The sequence below is a fragment of the Acidobacteriota bacterium genome (assembly GCA_035529075.1).
In the GTDB taxonomy this organism is placed as follows: Bacteria; Zixibacteria; MSB-5A5; order GN15; family FEB-12; genus DATKXK01.
The window spans coordinates 169,917-193,645 of the sequence record DATKXK010000005.1 but is presented as its reverse complement, the minus strand read 5'-3'; the positions used below and the strand labels follow the sequence as shown (position 1 = coordinate 193,645).

The following is a 23,729-nucleotide window of genomic DNA, read 5'->3' as shown; positions in this document are numbered from 1 at the left end:
CAGGGGTTTTCGCCCGCTACCGGCGCCACACGGACGGCCGGAAGGCGATCAGCACGGTGAAAATCTCGAGGCGACCGAGGAGCATCGACAGCACCAGAATCCACTTGGCGGGCGACGGCAACCAGCCGTAGTTCTCGGCCGCACCTATACCGGCCAGACCGGGACCGATGTTGCCGATGGTGGCGATGGAACAGGCAACGGCCGTGGTCAGGTCGGGCGTAAACAGCGTCATCAGGAAAGCCACGAGGATAAACAGGCCGGTGAAGAGAATGAAGAACGCGACGACGTTGACGACGGCCTCATCATGCAGCACCGTGTCCCCGACCTTGATGGGAGCGACCAGGCGTGGCTGAGTCATCTTGCGCAACTGCTTCCAGGCCACCTTGAACACCACGACCACGCGAATCATCTTGATGCCGCCGCCGGTCGACCCCAGGCAGCCGCCGAAGAACATCAGGAAGACCAGCAGAAAGCGCACGAAATTCGGCCACAGGTCAAAGTCGGCGGTGGAAAAACCGGTCGTAGTCACGATTGACACCACCTGGAAAGTCGCCGTCCGGATGCTGCCGTAAAGGGTGCTCACCTTGCCCGCTTCCTGAGCGTAGTGGGCGTCGAACTCCTCGGCGGGCATGGGATCATGGCGGTAACTCTGGGCCGCCGTTTCGGGCGTCGCCGGGCCGTTGAAATAGAGCACGCTGGTGACCAGGACGATGGCCACGAGGATGACCCCGTTGTAGAAGAGGAATTCGCGATTGCGGTACATCGCCGCCAGATCACCGCGCAACGCCCGGAAATGCAGGATGAAGTTGACGCCGGCCAGATACATGAAGACAATAATGACCCACCGAATGAAATCCGATCCGTAGGCTGCAACGGAGCTGTTCTGTGTTGAGAACCCGCCCGTGGCCATAGTGGCGAAGGCGTGACAGACGGCGTCAAACAGGCCCATACCGCCGATGAACAGCAGGACGGTTTCGGCGGCCGTGAAGAGGAAGTAGACACCCCAGAGAATTGACACCGTCTGGGACAATCGCGGCTTCAGCTTCCCGGGACTGGTCCCGGGTACCTCCCCTCGGAACATCTGGTACGCCGTGACCCCCATGGACGGAAAGATGACTATGGCCAGCGTGATAATACCCATACCGCCCAGCCAGTGGGCCAGGGCGCGCAGGAACAGCAATGACCGGGGCACGGACTCGATATCACTGAGGATACTGGCGCCCGTGGTTGTGAAACCGGACATGATTTCAAAATACGCGTCCGTGAAGCAGGCCAGGTGATGGGCCAGCCCGCCCGCGTTTCGGGACACGAAGTAAAAGAACAGGGGCAGGCAGGTCCAGAAGGTCAGCCAGATCCATCCGATGGCGACGATGGCGTACCCCTCTCTGGCCCCCTGGAGCTCACGGCCGTGGCGAAGGCTCGCCACCATCAACGTGCCGAGCACGAACGACAGGAGCACGGAAAGAAGAAACCCGACGACTTCGGGTGCAGCGAGGATGCGGCTGAACTCGAGCGCCCGGTAGTCGTAGACGGCAATACCCAACGGCACCAGGAGGACACCCGCCAGCACCTGCATGAGCTTCCCAATAACATACCCGACCGCTGCCTTGTGCACGCTGCTACCTCCAAGTAAACAGGCCGCCGGGTCTGAACAGGCTGGCCAAGGCCGGCAGGTGCTTGCCGCGCGATATAATGATCACGTGATCATCGGCCTCTATGACGGTATCACCGCCGGGGATTATCATCCGGTCGCCGCGCACGATGACGCCGATGATCGAGTCCTTCTTCAGCTTCCTGGCTATCTTCTGCACTTTCAGCCCGGCGATTTCACTCTGCGGGTCAACCGTGAAGCGAGCCGCCTCAATGTCGATATTGGACAGCTCAACAACGGCGCCGATCTGGCCGCGGGAGATGATCTCCAGGATCTCCCGGGCGGCCGTAAGACGGACGTTTACCACGTGGTCAATCCCGATCGAATTGAACAACCGGTCGTGCCGGGTCTCCGTGGAAGCAGCGATAACCTCGTGGGCACCCTCGGCCTTCGCCAGCAGGGCGGAGAGAATGTTGTAATCAGACTGATCGGAGACGGCGATGAAGAACGAAGCCGTATCGACATTGAGTTCCCGAAGCAGACCGGCGTCGGTGCAATCCCCGTGGATGACCTCGATATTGCTGAACATGCCGGCCACCGACTTCGCCTGTTCCAGGTCGGGATCAACGAGTATGACTTTGTGTTCCGTCGAGTCCAGCGCCTGCGCCATCTCCAGCACGGCGTACGAATCGCCCGTAACGATGATCTTCCGGGATTTCTTCCTGACCTGGCCGACCAGTTTCAGGAAGCTCTCAAGCGACTCCGCCGGAAACAGGGTATAGACAATATCGCCCGGCTCTATGCCGGTGTTGCCGTAAGGGATCATGCCGCGGCCATTGCGGTTGATGGCGGCAAACAGGATGACCTCGGGTGCGATCTGCTCCCGAATCTCGCGTGGTGTCTTGCCGGCCAGTTCCATGTTTTCCCTGACCCGGTAGCCGCGCAGGAATATGCTGCCCTTCTCGAAGCTGGCCGACTCCACGGCATGGGGGGTCTCGATGAACTGCAGGATATGTTCGGCCATCAATTTTTCCGGGTGGATCACGGCCGTGACGCCGAGCCCCGTAAGATCAAAGCCGGCGTCGCCGCGCACGTAATCGGGGCTCCTCAGGCGGGCGATGCGGCGGCCTACGTTGTACTCGGCAGCGATGGCGCAGACCACGATATTGACCTCGTCATCCGGCGTCACGGCCAGAACCATGTCGGCATCGGCTATGCCGGCTTCCCGTAACAGCCTCGGTGATGAGCCGGAGCCCGTCAGAATCTGAACGTCCTGCTTCTCGGCAAGCTGCGCGGTCAGACTGCGGTCTACATCGATAATGGCCAGGCTGTGCTTGTCGCGAAGCAATTGCTCCGCCACCGCAGAGCCCACAACTCCCGCACCAACGATTATTATCCGCATTTCCGTCCCATTCGTTTCCTGGCAACTACTTGCACTATCGGTGACTCCCTCTGCCGGCTGCAGCCTCGAAACAAGTAACCGGCTGAGTTTACGTTTGGCAAAGGATTTCTGGGTCCCTTACGTTCCGCCCGAGAGGCCCGACCCGGCCGTCGGAACATCAGGAGGCCGTTCTCAGGAGGAGTTGCCCGACGGGTCACGGTCACCGCTTCTATTGGCAGTTTGTCAACGACCGCCGGATATCGATCGCACGTAGGCGGCGTGCTCCCTGTCGATTCTCCGTCGCTCGGCCTCGACAGTGGCGTGCTCGGTCTTCATAGCCTTAAGGACTGAGCGCAGGTGGTCAAGCTCGAGTGCTATTTGGCGTTCACTGACTGTCCCGGCACCCAGCCCGTCGGCAATTCGCCGACAGGAGGTCACGACACCGTGATGGTCCCGCGCAACCCTGCGATGAGCTTTGAACATCGCGTCATGCACCCTCTTGAGCCGATCGTGCGCCGGTGTCAACTTCCCGGTTCTCATTACCTGGACGTGTCGGGCGTCAAGCGTTCCCTGGTCAAGGTGCATCTGCCGAGCCCGGGTCTGGAAGTAGCGCTCTTCGTGCAGAATCTCGGTGATAAGCTCACGCAACTGTTGCTGTAACGTATTCGCTATCACGTCCTCGACCTCGGCCGGGCCGGTATATAGCGCGTGCAGTCATATCGCCGCCGGCCAAGCCGTAAAAGGTGCCCGGCTCCGCTCGTGACCTTCCTTCAACCCGAGCCGGCAGTCTTAAAGGCCGTAGATCTCTTTGAACTTGGCGTTCATATACTCCATCAGCGGCCGGTGCGACAGCGGCTTGCCCGTCACGCGCTCACAAAGACGGTTGGCCCGGTATCGCTGGCCCTGGTAGTGTATGTTTTCGCGCAACCAGCCGAGCAGACTGCTGAAGTTGCCCCGCTCGAACTGCTGGGGAAGATCCGGGATGTCCTGCTTCGCCCTGGCAAAGAACTGAGCGGCGTACAGATTGCCCAGGGTGTACGTGGGGAAGTAACCGATCAGGCCGGCCGACCAGTGCACGTCCTGAAGACAGCCATGGGCGTCTGTATCGACGTCAAGACCGAAGTACTTCTTGAAACGGCTGTTCCACTCACCCGGCACGTCGCCGGGTTTGAGATCCCCCAGGACCATCGCTCTCTCGAGCTCGAAGCGCAGGAGAATGTGGAGATTGTACGTCGCCTCGTCCGCTTCGACCCTGATATACGAGGGCGTGACATGGTTGACGGCAGCGTAGAAGTCGTCGAGCTCCACGCCGTTGAGCGACTGGCGGAATATCCGTTTGAGTTGAGGCAGGAAATAGACCCAGAATTCCTTTGACCGGCCAACCTGGTTCTCCCACATCCGGGACTGCGACTCGTGAATACCCAGAGACGCGGAGTCGCCGACGGGCATTCCGAAATACTTGTCCTTCTGCAGCCCCATCTCGTACAGGGCGTGGCCGACTTCGTGCATGGTACCAAACAGGGCATCGTTCAACCGCCGGGGGTTGAAGCGGGTCGTAATGCGCGTATCGCCGGGTCCGAGACCGTTGGTGAACGGGTGGGTGGAGATATCCAGTCGCCCGGCCGCGAAATCAAAACCGATCGCGCAGGCGACCATCTCGTTGAACAGCTTCTGGCGTTCGACGTCGTACTCGCGCTCAACGACGGAAACATCGGGCTTTTTCGAAGCCTCGGCTATGCGACCGACCAGGTCCACCAGTTCATCCTTCAGGTTCTTGAACACTTCGATGATGTCGTCAACGGTCGCCCCCGGCTCATAGTCATCCAGCAGCGAATTGTACGGTTCCCCCTCGTATCCGTAAGCTTCGGCTTTTTTCCGGGTCAGATCGACAACCTTTCCCAGCCACGGAAGAAACGCTTTGAAGTCCGAGTTCTTACGGGCAGTGGCCCATTCCGTCTCGGCGAGCGACGTGGTCCGGGTGAGTTCTTCGACGAGATCCTTCGGGAGCTTCGTATTCTTGTCATAGAGATGGCGGATTTCGCGCACGTTTGCCGCCTGAACCGAGTCGGGATCCTTCGTCAGCTCGCTGCCCTCGACAGTCGCCAGCAGTTCGCCGATGCGAGGGTCGGTGAATTTCTCGTGGCCCAGCCCGGCCAGGTAGCTTAGCTGCCGGGATCGCAGATCAGCGCCACGGGGCGGCATGTAGGTGCGTTCCTCCCAGCCCAACAGGCCGATACTCGATTGAATCAAGGCGATTTCTTTAAGTCGCTTTTCCAGTTCATCGTAGGCTTTTTGCGGGGTCATGTGCAGTCTCCTTCGTGTCGTATCCGGGCGCGCCTCGCCCCGTCGCGGGGGCACCATCCGATCTGATCAGTTTCACTAAGAGTCCGAAGATACCCAACGTGACGCCGAAAAGCAACCCGCACGCAAGCCCGCCACCGGCAGGGCGCCTCGGCCAACCGTACGCCGGGCATAAATAGATTGTCCCGCCTCGGCCGCAACCCTATATTCAGACGTTGGTCGGTCTCAGGTAACAGCAATATGGCTCACGCAACCAGCAAAGAAGCGGACGCCCTGCTGGACAGGGAATTCAAGGTCCTCGACCACGGTTTTATCCGGCTGGTCGACTACATGGGATCGGATCAGGCTATTGTTCAAGCGGCACGGGTCAGCTACGGCGAAGGCACCAAGAAAATCTCCGAGGACCGTGCGCTCATCCGCTACCTGATGCGCCAACGGCACACCAGCCCGTTCGAGATGGTGGAATTGAAATTCCACGTCAAACTGCCCATTTTCGTCGCCCGGCAATGGATTCGGCATCGTTCGGCCAGCGTCAACGAGTATTCCGGTCGGTATTCGGTCATGCGGCCCGAGTTTTTCCGGCCCGAGCGAAAAGACATCCGCCTGCAATCGACCGTGAACAAGCAGGGGCGATCGCAGGACGAACTGCCGGATGACATAAAGGACCGCTTTCTGGACCACTTGCAGGGTTCGCAGGAGACTCAGTACGCCGAATACGAGGCCTTTGTCGAGACTGGGCTGGCCCGTGAGCTGGCGCGAATAAACCTCCCCCTGTCGCTATATACCGAGTGGTACTGGAAGATTGACCTTCATAACCTTTTCCACTTTTTGCGCTTGCGGATGGACAGTCACGCCCAGGCCGAGATGAGGGCGTATGCGAATATTATGGCCGAAGTAGTCAGGACGGTCTGCCCGATAGCTTATGAAGCTTTCGAGGATTACACGGTCAATGCCGCGACATTCTCGGCGCCGGAACTGGTGATTCTTGTCAAGTACCTCGAATCAGCAGAGATGGGGCTCGACAGCCTTGTCCGGGAAGGCCTGTCGAAACGCGAGGCTCAGGAATTGCTGGCCAAGCTGGAGAGGATTCGGCGGCCGAACGGGGCGAAACCGTCCCAAATCAGATAGAGTTATTCCCTTTTCCGCGGAAAACGCCGCGACTGCCCTATAATTGAGCAGTTTTCGCTTGACAGAAGCCCCAGATATTGTAATTTGATATGTACAGGTCGGGTCATGCCTTGAGGAGAGATTCTCGAAAGCACACGGTCAGGACTAGGCCCGGAAGACCTGCAAGACAGCGGCGATTTAGGTAATTTTCGGGGAGACAGCATGGCTGATTGCTAATCTCAGCACGTAAACAGAGTATTTCCTACCCGTATGCCAGGTTTCGCGGACTTTCGTCTGCTCCGGACCTACGCCGTTTGCTGTCCTTGTAACAAGCGAATATTAGTGATCTGGATAACGGGAGAGTTGCATGCAACCCGTAAGGTTGATTCTGTCCTGCATTGCCGTTCTCCTGATCGGAGCACCCGCGCTCGTTGCGGACGATCCAATCAGCGGCGAACCGTACACAGTCTATGCCAGCGACCAGGAGCCTGACGATACGGGACCCGACCCGGTCGCAGACTACTATTGGCCGTGGACCAACAATCCGCCGGGTCCGCCCCCCAACTACAACCTTGTCGATTCGAGCTACTTTCAGGGGGTGCCCGTCCTGCCCGGTCCTCTGGAAACCGATCTCGGGGGGTACTACATCTACAATGACACTGCTGCCGGCAAGTGGTACATTGCCAACTTCCTGTATTCACGCGGGCAATCGCTGGAACAGTTCCACGGCAGCATTCTGGTGACGATGGAACAGGATCCGACGCCGGCTGTGAACCTGTGGGCACAGGGATTCGAGCTTTCGTGCGACCTGAAGCAGAACGACCGCTGGGGCTGGGTCAGGTGGCCTGATTCCATCGCCGAGAACCTGTACGAAATCTGGTGGGATATCACCATCGACTATGCCAAGATTAAGGATACGGGGGATTTCCGCGACACGCTCGGGATCGTGGTAGCCGGCTGTGCGATCGACTTCAACCTCTGGAGTTCCGGCCACACCGTGGCGTTTAACGCCGACCAGGTGTACCTTGGCGACGACCTGACGTTGCTGTCTTCAGTCCCCGGATTCGTCGACACCTATGCAGGAATAACCGACCAGTACCAGCTTAACGATCCAATCGACGACCCCAATACCAGCCGCTTCACGCCCAAGAGCCTGCCGGGCGCCACGTTCAATATGAACGGCCTGATTGTTCCTGGCACCACTTACGGTGACCGCTACACCGGAAGCTGGGCGTACGAGGCGAACGGGATACAGTTTTCGACGGTATTCTGTCCGCCCTTCATGCCCCCCAACTTCGTGACGCCGGGCGGCACCGACACGGTCGTGATATGCTCCGGCGAGGCCGTATACGATACGATTATCGCCACCGATCCTAATCCGGGCGACGTCCTGACCATGACCCTTCTGTCCGGACCGGGCTTCCTGAGCTCGACGCCTTCCGTCTCTCCGGTCGTCGGCTACTATGACTTTAGTCCGTCCACGAGCGGCGCCTATACGGCCGTGTTCGAAGTAATCGACGGCACCGGCGGCGCCGATACCCTTCAGATTATCTATGAGGTTACCGTCGGCACCGCTCCCGTGGTGGTCCTGCCCGATGACACGGCCATCTTCCTGTGTGACCCGGCGGAGATCTGCCTGCCACTCGACGTTCTGGACGCCGATTGCGACGTGACCTCCGTCACGACCAATCTGGGGCAGTATTCCGGCACGCTGACGAATTTCGATCAGGTGGCTCGCCTGGACCATCTCGGCGGAACGATCATTCAGATAGGCGGCGGTGCTCCCGGTAAGGTCCTGTACATCGCCTCGGACTTTGTCCCGCCGGTCAACTCGCAGTCGGGCGTCGACGTCACGCTGCCGGATTTTGGCTTTGTCGACTTCATCGTTGACTACGGGTCGTTCCCAACCGGCCTGGAACCGGGTAACTCCGCCGATCATCTGGCAGGCCCACCGACCGACATGACCTTCACCGCTCCCGGCCCCGGCGGTCCCGACGGCGGTGACGGGGATGGTTCCCTGGCGTTTGCGGCGGGTAACTTCTGTACAGTTGGATACAGCCAGGCTGTCACCACGTGCAACGGCGCCAATACCGACTTCGTTGTATTCACCAACACCAACGGCGGCGGCACGGCCGAATTGCAGTTCAGGCTCAACGGCGTAACGGTCCACACCCTCACGCGCGTCTTTCCGGGCGGGTCAGCCGGCTCGGGAATAGGCGGTATTACGTTTGACCTGCCGGATGGCCTCGTCTTTAACGAGGTAAAAATCTCGTGTCTTGCCGGGCCGGTAGAGATCGACGCCCTGGCCGCCCGCACGGCACCGTCACCGACAACGGAGGATATCTGCTTCGCCGCCGACACGTCCGGTGTGTACGAGGTGATTGCCACTGCCACCGACGCCTGCGGCTACGAGAGCACGGACATGATTCTCGTTACCGTGACGCTGAATTCGGCGCCGCACGCCGCGGCCGGGCCGGACCAGTCTCTGTTCGTCTGCGACTTCGAGCAGATTTGTCTCCCGGTTTCGTTTCACGACGCCGATGGCAACCTGGTCGTCAGCGAGTTGCTGTCCGGCCCCGGCAGCCTGGTCGATGACCAGATCTGTTTCACGCCGGCCACGAGCGGCGCCCATACATTTGTGATTCGTGCCGTCGATGCCTGCGGTCTTGAAGACCGGGACACGGTGGTGGTAACGATTGACAGGAACGATCCGCCGGTCGCCGAGCCGCCGTCGCCCGTCACCGTTTTCCTGTGCGACACGGTGGAGGTCTGTTACACCTTCACCGCCACGGACCCCAACGGCGGCCCGCTTGTCTGGAGCTTCCTGGCCGGCGCCGGTACGATATCGCCGGACGGTGAATTCTGCCTGACGCCGACGGCCTCCGGTTCTTACACCGCCACGGTCATCGTGGCTGACTCCTGCGGTGCCGCCGATACCACGTCGATCATCTATTATGTCACGCTCAACTCGGCGCCGGTAACAGTCGATCCGACCAGCCCCATGCCGCGGACCCTCTGCACGGTGGAGGAAATCTGTTACCAGTTTCAGGCCAACGATACCGATGGTGATCCCCTGACGTGGACAAAACTTACCGGCGACGGCACGGTCAGCCCCGCCGGCCTGTGGTGCTTTACACCGGATGAGTCGGGAAGCTACGCCGTGACACTGGCTGTAACGGACACCTGCGGCGCGGCCGACACCACCGGCAAGACCTACGAAATAACGGTTAACGACCCGCCCACGGTGGCCTTCGGCAACGATACGTCGGTCTCCCTGTGTGCTCCCGAAGAGATTTGTCTCGTCTATACGCCGTCCGACCCCCAGGGTCCGGCGGGTCTGATAGAAGAAATGGTTTCCGGCTACGGAAGCATAGACACGGCCGCCGACAGGATCTGCTTCACACCCACGGCCGGCGGCACCTATGAATTCGTGGTGCGCGTGACCGACTCCTGCTCGGCCTTCGACAAAGATACGATTGTCGTGACGGTGACGCTCGGTCAATTCGCCTCCATTGACTGCCCGACCGAGCCGATTCACGTCTCACTCTGCGAACCGGACACCGTCTGCCAGATGCTGCCCATAACGCCCGCCTCGGCTTCGGTAACGGTTTCCAACGGCATATACGCGAACGGTGAGTTGTGCATCTACTCCGACACGTCGGGCACCTACGAAGTCACCGTGATCGCCGAGACGTCGTGCGGCGCCGACACGTGCGTCGTCACGTTCGTCGTCGAAATCGGTGAGGCGGCACAGATTGCGTGCCCGGATCCGCAATCCATATTTATCTGTGAGGCGCAGTCGGTGTGCATCCCGGTCGGAATCATGGGTCCTTCACCGGTAGTGACGGTCAGCCCGATCGGCACCTATTCCGCCGGCCATGTCTGTTTCCCTGCCGACACCAGCGGCCATTACGAAATCGAAGTTGTCGCCTCGACGGGCTGCGGTACTGACACGTGTATCGTGATCGCCGACGTGCAGATCAACCGGCCTCCGCTTGCGGTCGACCCGCCCTCGCCGCTCGACACCTTCCTCTGCGATCCCGGCCAGGTGTGCTATCAGTTCGGGGCCGACGACCCGGATGGCGGAACGCTTACCTGGTCACGGCTGACCGGCGACGGCACGGTCGGTCCTTCGGGCCAGTGGTGCGTCACGGCCGGCAGCACCGGCAGCTTCTCCGTTACGGCCGAAGTTGCCGATTCGTGCGGTGCTGCTGATACCGTGAGCCTGACCCTTGACGCGACGGTCAACACGCCGCCGGTCTTTTCGCTGGGCAACGATACGGGCGTTTTCCTGTGCCTGGCCGAACAAATCTGCCTGCCGTTCTCCCTTTACGACGCGGAAGGCAACGTGGCCGCCGTGGAACTGATCAGCGGCGGCGGCGCTCTCTTTGTCGGCTCCGACCTGCTGTGCTTTACGCCCCCGGTAGCGGGGAATTACGAGTTTGTCGCACGGGTGACAGATTCGTGCGGCGTGGCGGTTTACGATACGCTCCTCGTGGCGGTCGACTTCAACGATCCTCCGGTGGTCTTTGCCGGGGAAGACAAGACGGTGTTCCAGTGCGCTCCCCAGGCGATCTGCTGGCCGACCTCCGTGAGTGATCCCGACGGAAACCTGCAGGTGGTTGAGCTGATTACCGGCCCGGGCACCTATGACGGTACCAACATTTGTTTCACTCCCACGGGCACGCTCGATTACGAGTTCGTGCTGAAAGCCACCGACAGCTGCGGCACGGCGAGCTTCGATACGGTGGTTGTTCACTACACCCTGAACAGCCCGCCGGTTGCAGACGCCGGTGCGGACCAGGCGCTGTTCCTGTGCTCGCCGGACCAGATCTGCTGGCCGGCCGGCTGCAGCGACGTCGACGGCAATCTCTCCGACTGCGCGCTGATCTCCGGTCCCGGCACCTATGACAGCGATAACATCTGCTTCACGCCGGGCGCCTCCGGTGCCTACCAGTTCGTCCTTGAAGCCAGCGACGCCTGCGGCGCCGTTGATCGCGATACGGTGGTCATAGACGTGACCATCAACTCCGGCCCCGTCTGCGTGATGCCAAGCGATACCACTATTTTCCAGTGCGCGGCCTCCGAGGTCTGCCTGCCTGCGTATGCCACGGATATCGACGGAAACCTCGAACTCTGTCAGATCGTCTCGGGTCCGGGTGTTCTCACAGGCGGCGACTGGTGCTACACGCCGGTGACAAGCCAGAGCGTCACCGTGACCGTCCGCTGTCTCGACAGTTGCGGGGCCGAGTGCACGTCGTCGTTCAAGGTTGAGTTCGAGATAAATGAATCACCGGTCGTGCAGTTCGGCCCGGATTTCGACACCACGCTGTGCCTGTCGTCGAGTATCTGCCTGCCGTACACGGCCTATGACCCCAACGATCCGCGCTCCCGCACGCTCGTCCTGGAGACGGGCGCCGGAACGCTGGATACGATCAACTCGGAGATTTGTTTCACTCCCGGCTCTTCCGGCACCTACACCTTTGTGCTCGCGATGGAGGACGAGTGCGGCCGCGTGGCCAGGGACACTATAAATGTCGGTGTGGTGGTCAACACGGCCCCGGTGGCCGATGCCGGCGGGGACCAGGACGTGTTCCTGTGCGATGACGCGACCACGCTTTGCTGGCCGGCCTCGTGCAGTGACGCCGACGGCAATCTCACTGATTGCATCTTTAGCAGTTCCACCCCGGCCACGTACGATGGCAGCCGAATCTGTTTTAACCCCACTCAGTCCGGCACGTACCTGTTCGCGCTCGAGGCCGTCGACGACTGCGGCGAGTCGTCCGTGGACACTGCCGTAATCGACGTCACGATCAACAGCGCGCCGATGGTCACGCTGGACAGCGACACGTCGCTCGAAATGTGCCAGCCTGAACCCGTCTGCGTGGGTTATCAGGTGTTCGATCCGGACGGGCTCTCGGGGATTGTCGAATCCATGCTGTCCGGGTACGGAACAATTGACACGGTCGCCAACACCGTATGCTTCACGCCTTCCGCGGCCGGAAGCTACGAGTTCATCGTCCGCGCCACCGATTCATGCGGTGCAGCGGGCCTGGACACGATCGTTGTTACCATTGCCATTGGCGCGCGGGCGCAGATTGACTGCCCCGCGAGCCCCATAGAAGTTTCTCTGTGTACGCCGGACGACGTGTGTCAGATGCTCGACGTCACACCGTCCACCGCAAACGTCACCGTTTCCTACGGCTCCTGGGCGAACGGCGAACTCTGCTTCTTCGCTGACACGTCCGGCACCTACCCGGTGACCGTCATCGCCGCGGACACCTGCGGCGCTGATACCTGCGAACTGGTCTTTAACGTCAGCATCGGTCAGGCGGCTCAGATCGATTGTCCCGACCCGATCGATCGCTTCCTGTGTACACCCGATACGGTGTGTGTGCCGGTCGGTGTGGTGGGTACCGGTGCGGTAGTCACGATCACCCCGATCGGCACGTACACTGGCGGTAACGTGTGCTTCCCGGCCGATACCAGCGGACACTATGAACTCCAGATCGTCGCCGCCACCGACTGCGGCACGGATACCTGTCTGCTTATCGCCGACATCACCATTAACAGCCCGCCGGTGGCCACCAACCCGCCGTCCGTCGATACCTTCCTCTGCGCCGCCGGCCAGATTTGCGCCCAGTTTGCGGCTACCGACGCGGACGGCGACCTGTATGAATGGCGGCGCCTTTCCGGAAACGGCACGGTGACCCCGGGCGGCCTCTGGTGCTTCGATGCCCCGACGAGCGGCAGCTACAGCGTTACCGCCGAGATCCTCGACAGTTGCAACGCGGCCGACACGCTGGTCGCCGTCATCAACGTCACCCTTAACGGCAAACCGGTGGTGTCGCTGCCCGAGGATACGGCCGTCTACCTCTGCGCCGCCCAGGAGGTTTGCTTCCTGTACACCGTTCTGGACGGCGACGATAACGTCACGGTAGAGGAACTCGTCGAGAGTCCCCCCGGCAGCGTTCTGGATACACTGGCCAACCAGTTCTGCTTCACCCCTACCGTCGCCGGCACTTACTCCTTCGTGCTGCGGGCCACCGACGCCTGCGGCGCGGCGGGTGCCGACACGCTGGTCGTCACGGTGGGATTCAATCGGCCGCCGGTCGCCTCCCTTGCCCCCGACACCGGGCTGTACCTGTGCAATCCCGCCCAGGTATGCCGGGCGGCGGCGTGCTCCGACGAAGATGCAAACCTCGACAGTTGCTACCTGACGACCGGGGAAGGCACCTATGACGGCTCCACGGTGTGTTTCACGCCCGATACGTCCGGAACCTATACGTTCATCCTGCGGGCCGTGGATGACTGCGGCGCCGCGGACGAGGACACCTCCCGGGTGACGGTGACTCTGAACTCCGACCCCACCTGCCAGGTGCCGCAGGGCGTCACGCAGTTCTTCCAGTGTTCGCCGTCGCAGGTGAGCCTGCCCGTGAGCGCGACCGATCCGGACGGCAACTACGACCATTGTGAACTGATTTCAGGACCCGGCTCGATTGTCGGCGGGAACTGGTCGTACACGCCGTCCACTGACGAAACCGTGTGGGTTGTGGTCATGTGCGTTGACTCCTGCGGGGCGCACTGCATAGACTCGTTCCAGGTCAGCTTCAGCATCAACGCGGCGCCGTTGGTCGTGCTCCCCGAACCCCAGACGATTCTCGCCTGCGATGACACGACGATCTGCATCAGCGTCGACGCCTCGGACCAGGACGGCAACCTGGCCTCGGTCGAGTTGATGTCGTCGACCGGCAGCTACAACGACCAGACCGGTCAGATCTGTTTCGGCGCCGGGTACGGCACGGGCGATGACAAGTCATACACCTTCATTATAAAGGCGACCGACTCCTGCGGCGCCGAGGACTACGACACCACGACCATCACCGTCGATTTCAACGCACCGCCGGTGGTGTCGCTGCCACCTGACTTCACCGCCTACCTCGAGTCGGTGGGTGAACTCTGTTTCACCGCGGATATCTCGGACAACGACGGCAATCTTGCCGACGTCACGGTCGTTCCCGATATCGCCCACTACGACGATCTTACGGGCCAGATATGTTTTGACGCCGACACCACGGGCGTGTACTGTTTCCAGGTCACGGCCACGGACGGCTGCTCCGGGGAGACGGATCCGTTGCATTGTACGGACGTCGATACGATCTGCGTTACGGTCGAGGTCGACCAGTGCGTCCACGTCCAGATCGAGAAGAGTCACAATGTCGTCCAGGGGCAGTTTACGGACCTGAGAATCTTCCTTAACGGCTCGGGGCACGAGCTGGGCGGATTCAACTTCCTGGTCTGGTATGACGTCACGGCGCTCAATCCCGCCCTGGCCCTGCCCGGCGACCTGCTTGACATGTGCGGCTGGGAGTACTTCACCTACCGCTTCGGCGCCGACGGCAACTGCGAATCATGCCCGACCGGCCTTCTGCGGCTCGTGGCCATAGCCGAAACCAACAACGGCGCCTACCACCCGGGCTGCTTCCTCGACGGGATGACGGGCACACTGGCGACGATCAGGTTCCTCGTATCCAACGACCGGACCCTGGAGGGTCAGTTTGCGCCGGTGTCGTTCTTCTGGACCGAGTGCGGTGACAACGCGTTCTCCTCGCGGGAAGGCGACACGCTCTGGATTTCCCGTAACGTGTACACCTTCGACCTGAACGCGATCACCGATATCAGCTACGGCTTCCCGGGCTACTTTGGCGCTCCCGACCTCTGCCTGCTCGGCCAGGGACCGGACAAACCGAAGCCGGCGCGCTGTGTCGACTTCACCAACGGCGGCGTAGACATCGTCCCCTCTGACTCGATCGACATGCGCGGCGATATCAACCTCAACGGCCTCGCCTACGAGATCGCGGATGCCGTGATGTTCACCAATTACTTCACTCGCGGCCCGGATGCCTTCGGCACCGGGCGGCGGGTCGATGCCGCCATCGCCGCCAGCGATGTCAACGGCGACGGTATTCCGCTTACGGTGGCGGACCTGGTTTACCTGATTCGCGTGGTCGTGGGAGACGCCCAGCAGATGCCGAAGATCAACCCGAATGCCGATCTTCAGGCCGAGTTCTCGGTCACGGGCAACGTGTTGTGCATCGAGCAGTCCGATGCACCGATCGGGGCCATTTACGTCGTCCTGAGCGGCAAGGTCACTCCGCGCCTGCACGAAAATGCCTCCTTCATGGAGATGCAGTATCGCCACGACGACTCCGAAACCCGTGTGTTAATCTACAACGAGAAGGGTGAGACCGTGCTGGGCGCCGGCCCCGTGCTCGAACTGGACGGCCGCACCTGGATCAGGACGATCCAGGTCGGCAGCTTCGACGGTCAGGTGGTGAAGGCGAAGGTCAAAGACGTGCCTGACCGGTTCTCGTTGTCGCAGAACTATCCCAACCCGTTCAACCCGATGACGGTTCTCGAATACGCGCTGCCGGTGGCCAGCGACTGGCACCTCGTGGTTTACAACATCCTCGGTCAACAGGTTGAGAACTGGTCCGGCAGGGACGAAGCGGGTTATTATCAAATCGAGTGGGATGCCGGTAGATACGCATCAGGTGTCTACTTTTACCGTCTGACGGCTGGAGGCTTCAGCGCCACCAGGAAGATGGTATTGCTCAAGTAACCTTTCCGTTACTGACGCACGTACCGCTTCTTTCCAAGAGAAAAGCCCTCCCCCGAGAGGGCCTTTCTTTTCTATTCGCCTGAGTTGTCCCCGCGCGGCCGAAGGTCGACGACGGTCGCCCCCCAGCCTCCGCCCGACCCGCTTTCGTGGTGGTACGAGGCGACATCGGGGTGCGAGGCCAGCAGGCCGCGGACAATCCGCCGCTGAACCCCGATGCCCTTGCCGTGGACAAGCCGCAGCTTCAGGATACCCTTCTCGAGGCACACCCGGATGTACTCGCGCACCACTTCCCGAGTCTCCTCGGGAGAAAACTGGTGCAGGTCAAGCGTACCATCTATGGGAAACTCTACAGGATCGTCAGGATCAGTGCTCATGGCCTGGTCATCGCGGTCACCGCACCGCCGCAAGGCGCTTTTCCTGAGCGGATACCGTCTTTGCGGTTGACGGATCGCGCCGGCGGTGTATCTTGGAATCTTCAAATGTAACAGTACAACCGGGGAATCCTGATGTCAACAACTTCACCCATTGCTGCTTCCCAGGCAAAGCTGGCCAGAGAGGGGCTCGGCAGTCAACTCGGCACGCTCGGCCGGCCGTTCTGGATGGTCAATATCATGGAGATGTTCGAACGCCTCGCGTACTACGGCGTGCGCGTAGTCATTCCGATCTATATCGCCCAGGCCGACGAGATTGGCGGGCTGCACTTCACGGCCATCCAGAAGGGAGAAATCTTCCTGTGGTGGGCGCTGGTGCAATCGCTGGTCCCCATGATTTCCGGCGGCTTTGCCGACCGCTACGGCTTCAAGAAAACCATTGCGGTGTCCGTGGTCATCAAGATGCTCGGATACGTTCTGATGGCCACGCAGCGGGAGTACTACCCGTTTCTCTTGGGGTGCTGCACGCTGGCCCTGGGAACGGCCATTTTCAAACCGGGCGTTCAGGGCACCATGTGCCGGGTGCTGACCAAGCGCAACTCGTCGGTCGGCTGGGGAACGTTTTACATGCTGGTAAACATCGGCGGCTTTCTCGGACCGCCCATGGCGCACTTCCTGTACGGAATCTCCTGGCCGGCGGTCTTTTACGGATGTGCCATCACCGTATCGCTGAACTTCCTGATGCTACTGACCTACCGGGAGGTTCCGGCCGGCGGAGATCGAACGAGCGGGTTTTTCAAAACCCTCGGGACAACCATCACCAAGTTCTTCAACCTCCGCCTGATCGTCTTCGTTGCGATCATGTCCGGTTTCTGGCTGATGTTCATGCAATTGTTTGACATGCTCCCCAACTTCATCGTCGACTGGGTCGACAGTTCCAAACTCGTCAGGGATCTGCACCTGCCGGGATTCATGCTGCAATTAAATTCCGTTCGCGGTCCCCAGCTCTCACAGGAGTGGATGATCAACGCCAACCCGGGCCTGATTATCCTGCTGGTGGTGGTTATAAACTGGCTGGTTTCCCGTATGCGGCGAACTCACTCCATTTTCATCGGCATCGTGATCGCCTCGATCGGGCTGGTATTGGCCGGCTTCACTCACAGCGGCTATTTCTGCGTGCTGGGCATTCTCGTCTTCTCCGTCGGCGAGATGCTGTCCTCGCCGAAAATGAACGAATACCTCGGCGTCATCGCACCCGACGGTGAAAAGGGGCTGTACATGGGTTACGCCAACGTGCCGCAGGGGATCGGCTGGGGACTCGGTTCGATTATCGCCGGCCACGCCTATGACGACATGGGCGACAAGGCCAACCTGGCCATCGACTACCTTCAGAAGAATTTCGACGTTACGGGCGTGACACGGCCCGAGGCCATGAACACGCTGGTTGAAGTTACCGGCAAGACCCACGCCGAGGCGACCCAGATGCTCTGGAACATCTACCACCCGTACGAGCTGTGGTACCGTTTTGCGGTCATCGGCATTATCTCGGCGGCGGCCATGCTGTTTTACGCGCGCTGGGTCAAGAAACACGAGGCACCCGACATATAGCGGACATTCTGCCGCAGATATTGCCTGCGGCCATATAGACTGGAGAGTACGTTCATGGCTGATGCGACCAAGAAATTTCCGGCGCCGACGTGGGACCTGGAGTCGATTTTCCCCGGCGGTTCGAAATCAAAGGAATTCAAGGCCTTCCGGGATAAAGTAAAAGCGGCCCTGGCCGACGCCCGCGACAGGTTCGACAGCCTTCCGCGCGTCCTGGATGCTTCCACTGCGGCAAAGTGGAAGGAGGCCATCCTGCTTCTGCAATCCGTGACGCAGGATGTTTACCTCGTCATGTCCTTCTCACAATGCCTGACGTCGCAGGACGTCGGCGATGGCGCGGCGCATGCGATTGAGGCCGAAGGGGACCTGTACTATTCGGAGGTCGAAAAGCTCAAGACCGAGCTTGAGGCTCTGTCGCTGCAGCAACCGGACGACGAGTGGGAGAAGCTGGTATCATCCGACGGCCTCAAGCCCATCCGCTTCTCTCTGAACGAGCTGCGCTACGTGGCAGGAAAGAAAATGCCTGCTGAGCTGGAGTCGCTCGCGCTCGACCTCGGTGTAAACGGCTATCATGCCTGGAATCGGCTGTACGACAAGATGGCTGGCGACCAGACGGTTGAGTTCAGCCGGAACGGCGAATCAAGCACCCTATCGCTGGGACAACTGGCCGCCAAGATGTCCGATCCTGACCGCCGGGTCAGGCAGCAGGCGTTTGACAAGATGACCCAGGCCTGGCAGTCCCGGGCCGACCTGGCGGCCATGACCCTGAACGCGCTGGCCGGATTCCGGCTCTCCCTGTACGAGCGACGGCAGTGGGACTCGCCGTTGTTCGAGCCCCTGCTGACCTGCCGCCTCAGGCAGGAGTCCCTGGACGCCATGTGGGCGGTGATTGCGCGTGAGACCCAAAAGCTGGGCCCCTACGTCGAGGCAAAGAAGAAGCTGCTCGGAATCGACAAGTACCGCTGGTACGATCAGTTTTCGCCGTGCGGCAAGGTCGACCGCTCGTACACCTTCGATGAAGCGGTCGGCTTCATTGTTGAGAACGTGCGGGACTTTTCGAAGCCGATGGCCGACTTCTTCCAGATGGCCGTCGACAAGCGCTGGATCGAGGCCGAGAACAGGCCGGGCAAGGCGGCCGGCGGATACTGCACCGGCACCGGGCCGCTAAGACAGAGCCGCATCTTTATGACCTATGCGGGCACATATGAAAACCTGCTCACCATAGCGCACGAACTCGGCCATGCCTATCATCAGCACGTGCTCAAGGACACGCCGTTTCTGGCCAGCCTGTACCCCATGACGCTGGCCGAGACGGCCTCCATCTTCACCGAAATGCTTGTCACCGACGCCGCCCTCGATTCGTGCCGCGACCCCCTGGAAAAACTCATGTTGATCGACCAGAAGTTGCAGCAGCCGTACACCTTCTTCACTGATATCCACTGCCGCTACCTGTTCGACCACGCCTTCCTGGCGGAACGCCGGAACGGAGTGGTCAGCAAGGACCGGTTGTGCGAGTTGATGGTGGACGCGCAAGAACGGGCCTTCGGCTCTCTGCTTGACGAGTCGGGCTACCACCCGCTGTTCTGGGCGTCAAAGCTGCACTTCTTCCTCACGGACCAGCCGTTCTACAACTTCCCGTATACCTTCGGATACCTGTTCGCGGGCGGTGTATACGATCGGACAAAAAAGGAAGGCCGCGCCTTCGAGGAGAAGTACCGCGCCCTGCTCCGCGATTCCGGCAGCATGACAACGGAGGAGGCGGCAGCCAGGCATCTCGGGGTTGACCTGACCGGTGAGCAGTTCTGGACCGATGCCGTCCGTCGGGCTCTGGGTGATGTCGATACATTTGTCGAACTTGCGCGGACTGCCCAATAACTGAGAGCAAGGTCGCACCAAGCGTCGCATGATCGGAAGCCTTTACCAGCCAGCGGGTTGCGCTTCGCTTGACGGCCACCCGGGAATTCTGCAACCCCACCGGATGCTGACCGGTCCATTCGATGGCGGTGGACGGCGCGGGACGTCCAGCCGCTACAATTATAGAATCTAAACAACCCGGGAGCCCCGAACGTAAGTGTATATGTATGGCAGTTGAGGACATTGACGGGAGAGTCAAAGTATGATCAAGAAAACCATCATCGGCGTAATCACGCTGGTGATCATTGCCGCTGTCATCTTTTTCATCGTAAGCAACGGTACCGCGGACAAGAATGGTGGGAACAAGACCCTTACCGTCAGCCGCGGAACGATAATCGACAAAGCGCTGGCTATCGGGCAGATCGAACCGGAAAACGAGATTGCCGTCAAATCCAAGATCTCGGGCATAGTCAGAAAAACCTTCGTCGACGTCGGCGACAGGGTGAGCGCCGGCGACCCTCTGTTTGACATCGCCCCCGATCCCACCCCTCTGGAGTTTGCCGAGGCCAGGCGACAGGTCGAGATGGCGCAGGTCTTGTTCAGGAACGTCCAGCAGGAATTTGAACGCACCCGGTCGCTGCTGGACAAGCAGCTCATATCGACGCAGGAGTACGAGTCAAAGAAAGCCGACTATGATGAGGCCGAGTTGCGCCTGAAGCTGGCCAGGGAGAAACTGGCCCTGATCGACTCCGGCGAGACGCGCGTGGCCGACCGGTCCATTGATAACATCATCAAATCGCCCATCGACGGCACCGTCCTGTCCATGCACGTCGAGGAAGGCGACCCGGTCGTGCCGCTGACCTCGTACCAGGCCGGCACCGAACTGATGACACTGGCACAGATGGATGACCTGATGTTCAAGGGCACCGTGGACGAAATCGACGTCGGCAAGCTGGCCCTGCAAATGCCCGTCGAGATCGAGGTCGGCGCCCTGCCGGGCAGCCGGCTGAGCGGCAACCTGACCAGGATCTCGCCCAAAGCCAGGAGACAGGAGGGCGCCACCGTGTTCGACGTCGAGATCGTGTTTGACGATCTCGGGCGCGAGTTCCTGCGGGCCGGCTACAGCGCCAACGCCGATATAATCATCTCCAAACGCGAAAGCGTCCTGGTCATTCCCGAGCGTCTCGTGACCATGACCGACTCCTCGACGACGGTGGAGGTACAGGATTCACTCGGCAACATCGCCCGGCGCGACGTGGTCATCGGGCTGTCCGATGGAATCACGGTCGAGATCACCAGCGGTCTTGCCGAGGGTGAACTGATAGTGGAACGGCCGCCGCGCGAGATCAGGCCCTTTGATTAACCGCAGGGGGAACCTGGTTCTATGCTTCCGCTCATAACCATAAGGCAGTTTATCAACGACGTGCGGCGCCAGAAGATGCGCAGCGCCCTGACCATGTTCGGCATGTTCTGGGGAAGCTGCTCGATTGTTCTGCTCTTTGCCTTCGGCCGGGGTATCGGCGACGCGCAGATCAAGTCTCAAAAGGGCCTGGGTGAAGACATCGCCATCTTCTTTGGCGGCGTGACCAGCAAGGTTTACCAGGGGCTGCCCACGGGACGGCGGATCCGGTCGACCGCTGAGGACGTCCGTGTAATCAAGCAGTCGGCCCGGACGGTTAATTACATCTCCCCGGAATACCGGGCCGGGAGTGTTCCCCTGAAGTATGGATCCAACGTGAGCCGGCAATCCGTGGTCGGTGTGTGGCCGGAATTCGGCATCATGCGCAACCTCATCCCGCAGACCGGGTCCCGTTTCATCAATGCCAGTGATATCGAGCGCCGCCGCCGCGTCGTGTTTATCGGCAACATTCTCAAGAGCGACCTGTTCGGCCAATCAGACGCCGTCGGCAAACGCATCCTCATCGGCGGCATGCCCTTTACCGTCATCGGCGTGATGAAGGAAAAAAGGCAGAACTCGTCCTACGGCGGCCGTGACAGCCGCCAGGCGTTTATTCCGTCGACAACGTTCGAAGGAATGTACACGGTGCGTTTCGTGAACAATTTTGTGTTGCAGGCCAAACCGGAGTTCTCCATGAACGCCGCGCTCGGAGAAGTTTTCGAGATCATGGGTGCCCGCCACAGGTTTGACCCCGGCGACCGGGAGGCGCTGACGGTGTGGGATACTTCCCGGGGGTTCGCCTTTCTCCGCACCTTCTTCACCGCATTCCGATGGTTCCTGGTCGGGATCGGGGTCACGACCCTGATCACGGGCGGTATAGGCGTCTCCAACATCATGAACGTGGTGCTGGAGGAACGGACCAAGGAGATCGGCATCAAGATGGCGCTGGGGGCGCGTAAGAGCATGATCATGTTCCAGTTTGTCCTGGAAACGCTTCTGATCACGGCCGTGGGCGGCGTGCTCGGGTTTATTTTCGCCTGGCTCCTCGTTTCGCTGGTGCCGACCGCCGGCCTCGAAGATTTTATCGGTGTGCCCAGCGTCAACGTTTTCATCGGTCTCTTCGTCACTTTCGTCCTTGGGATCGTCGGCTTTGTAGCGGGGATTTTCCCCGCGCGCCGGGCCGCGAACCTGCAACCCGTCCAGGCTTTGAAGCTGTTTTAGGCAGTCATGCGACCGTCGGCGATATACAACGTTTTTGTCCGCGAGTTTCAGAGCCAGAAGAAACGGATCACGCTCACCGTCATGGCGCTGGCCTGGGGAACGATTTCCATCATGATGCTCCTGGCCTTTGGCGAAGGCCTTCACCGGCAGCTCATCATAAACCGCAAGGGGCTGGGCGACAATATCGGCATCATCTGGTCCGGCCAGACGTCCATACCGTACAAGGGGATGGGCAAAGGTCGTCGCATCCGCCTCTTCGCGGAGGATCCGGCGTACCTTGCCGAGCGCATCCCCGAAATCAAGAGTATAGGCGGCGAATATTCCCGCTGGGGCGTCAAGATCCGCTACGGCGATAACGTGGTCCAGGAGCACGTCACCGGCGTACCTCCGAACTACGAACAAATGCGGTGCCACATCCCGCAGCAGGGCGGCCGCATGATCAACGAGACGGACATGCGACAGCGGCGGCGCGTGGCTTTTCTCGGCTCCGAACTGGAAAAACGCCTGTTCGGGGACGAGGACGCAGTGGGCAAACAGATTACGGTCGGCGCCATTCCGTTCACCGTTGTCGGCGTCATGGTTGAAAAACTGCAGATGAGCAACTATGAGGGTATGGATGAAGACGTGCTGGCCATCCCGGCCACCACGTTCAAGGCGATCTTCGGCGATCCCTGGCTTGACTATATCGTGTACCAGACGAAGGATCCGGACCGGATGGCGGCCGTCGAGCGCAAGATCTATCAGGCCATGGCGGATAAGAACAGGTTTGATCCCGACGATGACCGGGCCATTTCAAGCTGGAATACGGTGACCTTTTCCAAAGAGTTTGACAACATCATGACCGGCATCAAGATGTTTCTGGGGATAATCGGTTTTCTTACCCTGCTGGTAGCCGGCGTCGGTGTCGCCAACATCATGTACGTGTCGATAAAGGAGCGGACCCGGGAAATCGGCGTCAAGATGGCGGTCGGTGCGCGTCGAAGTCTCGTGCTGACCCAGTTTCTGCTGGAAGCGCTGATCATCACCTTCGCCGGCGGCGCCTTCGGTATGGCCGTCTCCTACATTCTGACCGAAGGCTTCAAACGTATTCCGATGGAGTCGTCGATACTGGACCTGATGGGTCGCCCCACTATTTCGCTAGAAGTCGGCCTGATCGTAGTCGCCATTCTCGGCCTGATGGGGCTGCTCTCCGGGCTGTTTCCTGCCATGCGGGCGGCCTCGATAAACCCCGCCGAATCATTGCGCTACGAATAGAGGCGTTACGAACAGGTGAAGGC

General features: G+C 60.3%; 12 protein-coding genes. 7 read left to right on the top strand and 5 right to left on the bottom strand.

From position 1 onward, the window contains the following. Positions 1 to 16: 16 nt before the first annotated feature. The 4 genes from VMY05_01525 to VMY05_01510 all read right to left on the bottom strand — a co-directional run bounded on the left by VMY05_01525 (position 17) and on the right by VMY05_01510 (position 5,276). Positions 17 to 1,615 carry a TrkH family potassium uptake protein gene (locus VMY05_01525; GenBank protein ID HUV29760.1) on the bottom strand — a complete coding sequence of 533 codons (1,599 nt, stop codon included), beginning with the start codon at positions 1,613 to 1,615 and terminating at the stop codon, positions 17 to 19. 4 nt (positions 1,616 to 1,619) lie between these two features. Further along, a complete protein-coding gene (gene trkA, locus VMY05_01520) occupies positions 1,620 to 2,993 on the bottom strand; it encodes a Trk system potassium transporter TrkA (GenBank protein HUV29759.1) in 1,374 nt (457 codons plus the stop codon). A gap of 222 nt (positions 2,994 to 3,215) precedes the next feature. Then, on the bottom strand, positions 3,216 to 3,647 hold the full coding sequence (locus VMY05_01515) for a hypothetical protein (GenBank protein ID HUV29758.1): 432 nt from the start codon (positions 3,645 to 3,647) through the stop codon (positions 3,216 to 3,218). A 114-nt stretch (positions 3,648 to 3,761) separates the two neighbouring features. Continuing rightward, the gene (locus VMY05_01510) at positions 3,762 to 5,276 is read right to left on the bottom strand and encodes a carboxypeptidase M32 (protein ID HUV29757.1); all 1,515 of its coding nucleotides are present in this window, start codon (positions 5,274 to 5,276) and stop codon (positions 3,762 to 3,764) included. A gap of 237 nt (positions 5,277 to 5,513) precedes the next feature. On the opposite strand from VMY05_01510, the gene thyX reads away from it, so the two are divergent. Together thyX and VMY05_01500 are read left to right on the top strand one after the other, a co-directional pair. Beyond that, positions 5,514 to 6,401 (top strand): FAD-dependent thymidylate synthase, encoded by an 888-nt coding sequence (thyX, locus tag VMY05_01505; GenBank protein HUV29756.1) that lies wholly within the window; start codon positions 5,514 to 5,516, stop codon positions 6,399 to 6,401. A gap of 346 nt (positions 6,402 to 6,747) precedes the next feature. Beyond that, a complete protein-coding gene (locus VMY05_01500) occupies positions 6,748 to 16,002 on the top strand; it encodes a T9SS type A sorting domain-containing protein (protein HUV29755.1) in 9,255 nt (3,084 codons plus the stop codon). Between the two features lie 71 nt (positions 16,003 to 16,073). Here the strand turns inward: VMY05_01500 and VMY05_01495 are convergent, their stop codons facing one another. After that, the gene (locus VMY05_01495; protein HUV29754.1) at positions 16,074 to 16,376 is read right to left on the bottom strand and encodes a Smr/MutS family protein; all 303 of its coding nucleotides are present in this window, start codon (positions 16,374 to 16,376) and stop codon (positions 16,074 to 16,076) included. 132 nt (positions 16,377 to 16,508) lie between these two features. Between VMY05_01495 and VMY05_01490 the strand changes: the two genes are divergently transcribed. From VMY05_01490 to VMY05_01470, 5 genes are all read left to right on the top strand, one after another. Further along, positions 16,509 to 17,981 (top strand): MFS transporter, encoded by a 1,473-nt coding sequence (locus VMY05_01490; GenBank protein ID HUV29753.1) that lies wholly within the window; start codon positions 16,509 to 16,511, stop codon positions 17,979 to 17,981. A 54-nt stretch (positions 17,982 to 18,035) separates the two neighbouring features. After that, on the top strand, positions 18,036 to 19,853 hold the full coding sequence (locus VMY05_01485) for a M3 family oligoendopeptidase (GenBank protein ID HUV29752.1): 1,818 nt from the start codon (positions 18,036 to 18,038) through the stop codon (positions 19,851 to 19,853). A gap of 241 nt (positions 19,854 to 20,094) precedes the next feature. Then, on the top strand, positions 20,095 to 21,195 hold the full coding sequence (locus VMY05_01480) for an efflux RND transporter periplasmic adaptor subunit (GenBank protein HUV29751.1): 1,101 nt from the start codon (positions 20,095 to 20,097) through the stop codon (positions 21,193 to 21,195). 21 nt (positions 21,196 to 21,216) lie between these two features. Continuing rightward, complete coding sequence (locus VMY05_01475; protein ID HUV29750.1) at positions 21,217 to 22,452, top strand: ABC transporter permease; 1,236 nt, start codon at positions 21,217 to 21,219, stop codon at positions 22,450 to 22,452. A 6-nt stretch (positions 22,453 to 22,458) separates the two neighbouring features. Then, the gene (locus VMY05_01470) at positions 22,459 to 23,706 is read left to right on the top strand and encodes an ABC transporter permease (GenBank protein HUV29749.1); all 1,248 of its coding nucleotides are present in this window, start codon (positions 22,459 to 22,461) and stop codon (positions 23,704 to 23,706) included. The last annotated feature ends 23 nt before the right edge of the window (positions 23,707 to 23,729 follow it).

Bases quoted from the DNA above. Each gene is read 5' to 3' on its own strand.
- trkA (HUV29759.1), bottom strand. From the start codon at position 2,993: ATGCGGATAATAATCGTTGGTGCGGGAGTTGTGGGCTCTGCGGTGGCG.
- VMY05_01510 (HUV29757.1), bottom strand. From the start codon at position 5,276: ATGACCCCGCAAAAAGCCTACGATGAACTGGAAAAGCGACTTAAAGAA.
- thyX (HUV29756.1), top strand. From the start codon at position 5,514: ATGGCTCACGCAACCAGCAAAGAAGCGGACGCCCTGCTGGACAGGGAA.
- VMY05_01500 (HUV29755.1), top strand. From the start codon at position 6,748: ATGCAACCCGTAAGGTTGATTCTGTCCTGCATTGCCGTTCTCCTGATC.
- VMY05_01495 (HUV29754.1), bottom strand. From the start codon at position 16,376: ATGAGCACTGATCCTGACGATCCTGTAGAGTTTCCCATAGATGGTACG.
- VMY05_01490 (HUV29753.1), top strand. From the start codon at position 16,509: ATGTCAACAACTTCACCCATTGCTGCTTCCCAGGCAAAGCTGGCCAGA.
- VMY05_01485 (HUV29752.1), top strand. From the start codon at position 18,036: ATGGCTGATGCGACCAAGAAATTTCCGGCGCCGACGTGGGACCTGGAG.
- VMY05_01480 (HUV29751.1), top strand. From the start codon at position 20,095: ATGATCAAGAAAACCATCATCGGCGTAATCACGCTGGTGATCATTGCC.
- VMY05_01475 (HUV29750.1), top strand. From the start codon at position 21,217: ATGCTTCCGCTCATAACCATAAGGCAGTTTATCAACGACGTGCGGCGC.
- VMY05_01470 (HUV29749.1), top strand. From the start codon at position 22,459: ATGCGACCGTCGGCGATATACAACGTTTTTGTCCGCGAGTTTCAGAGC.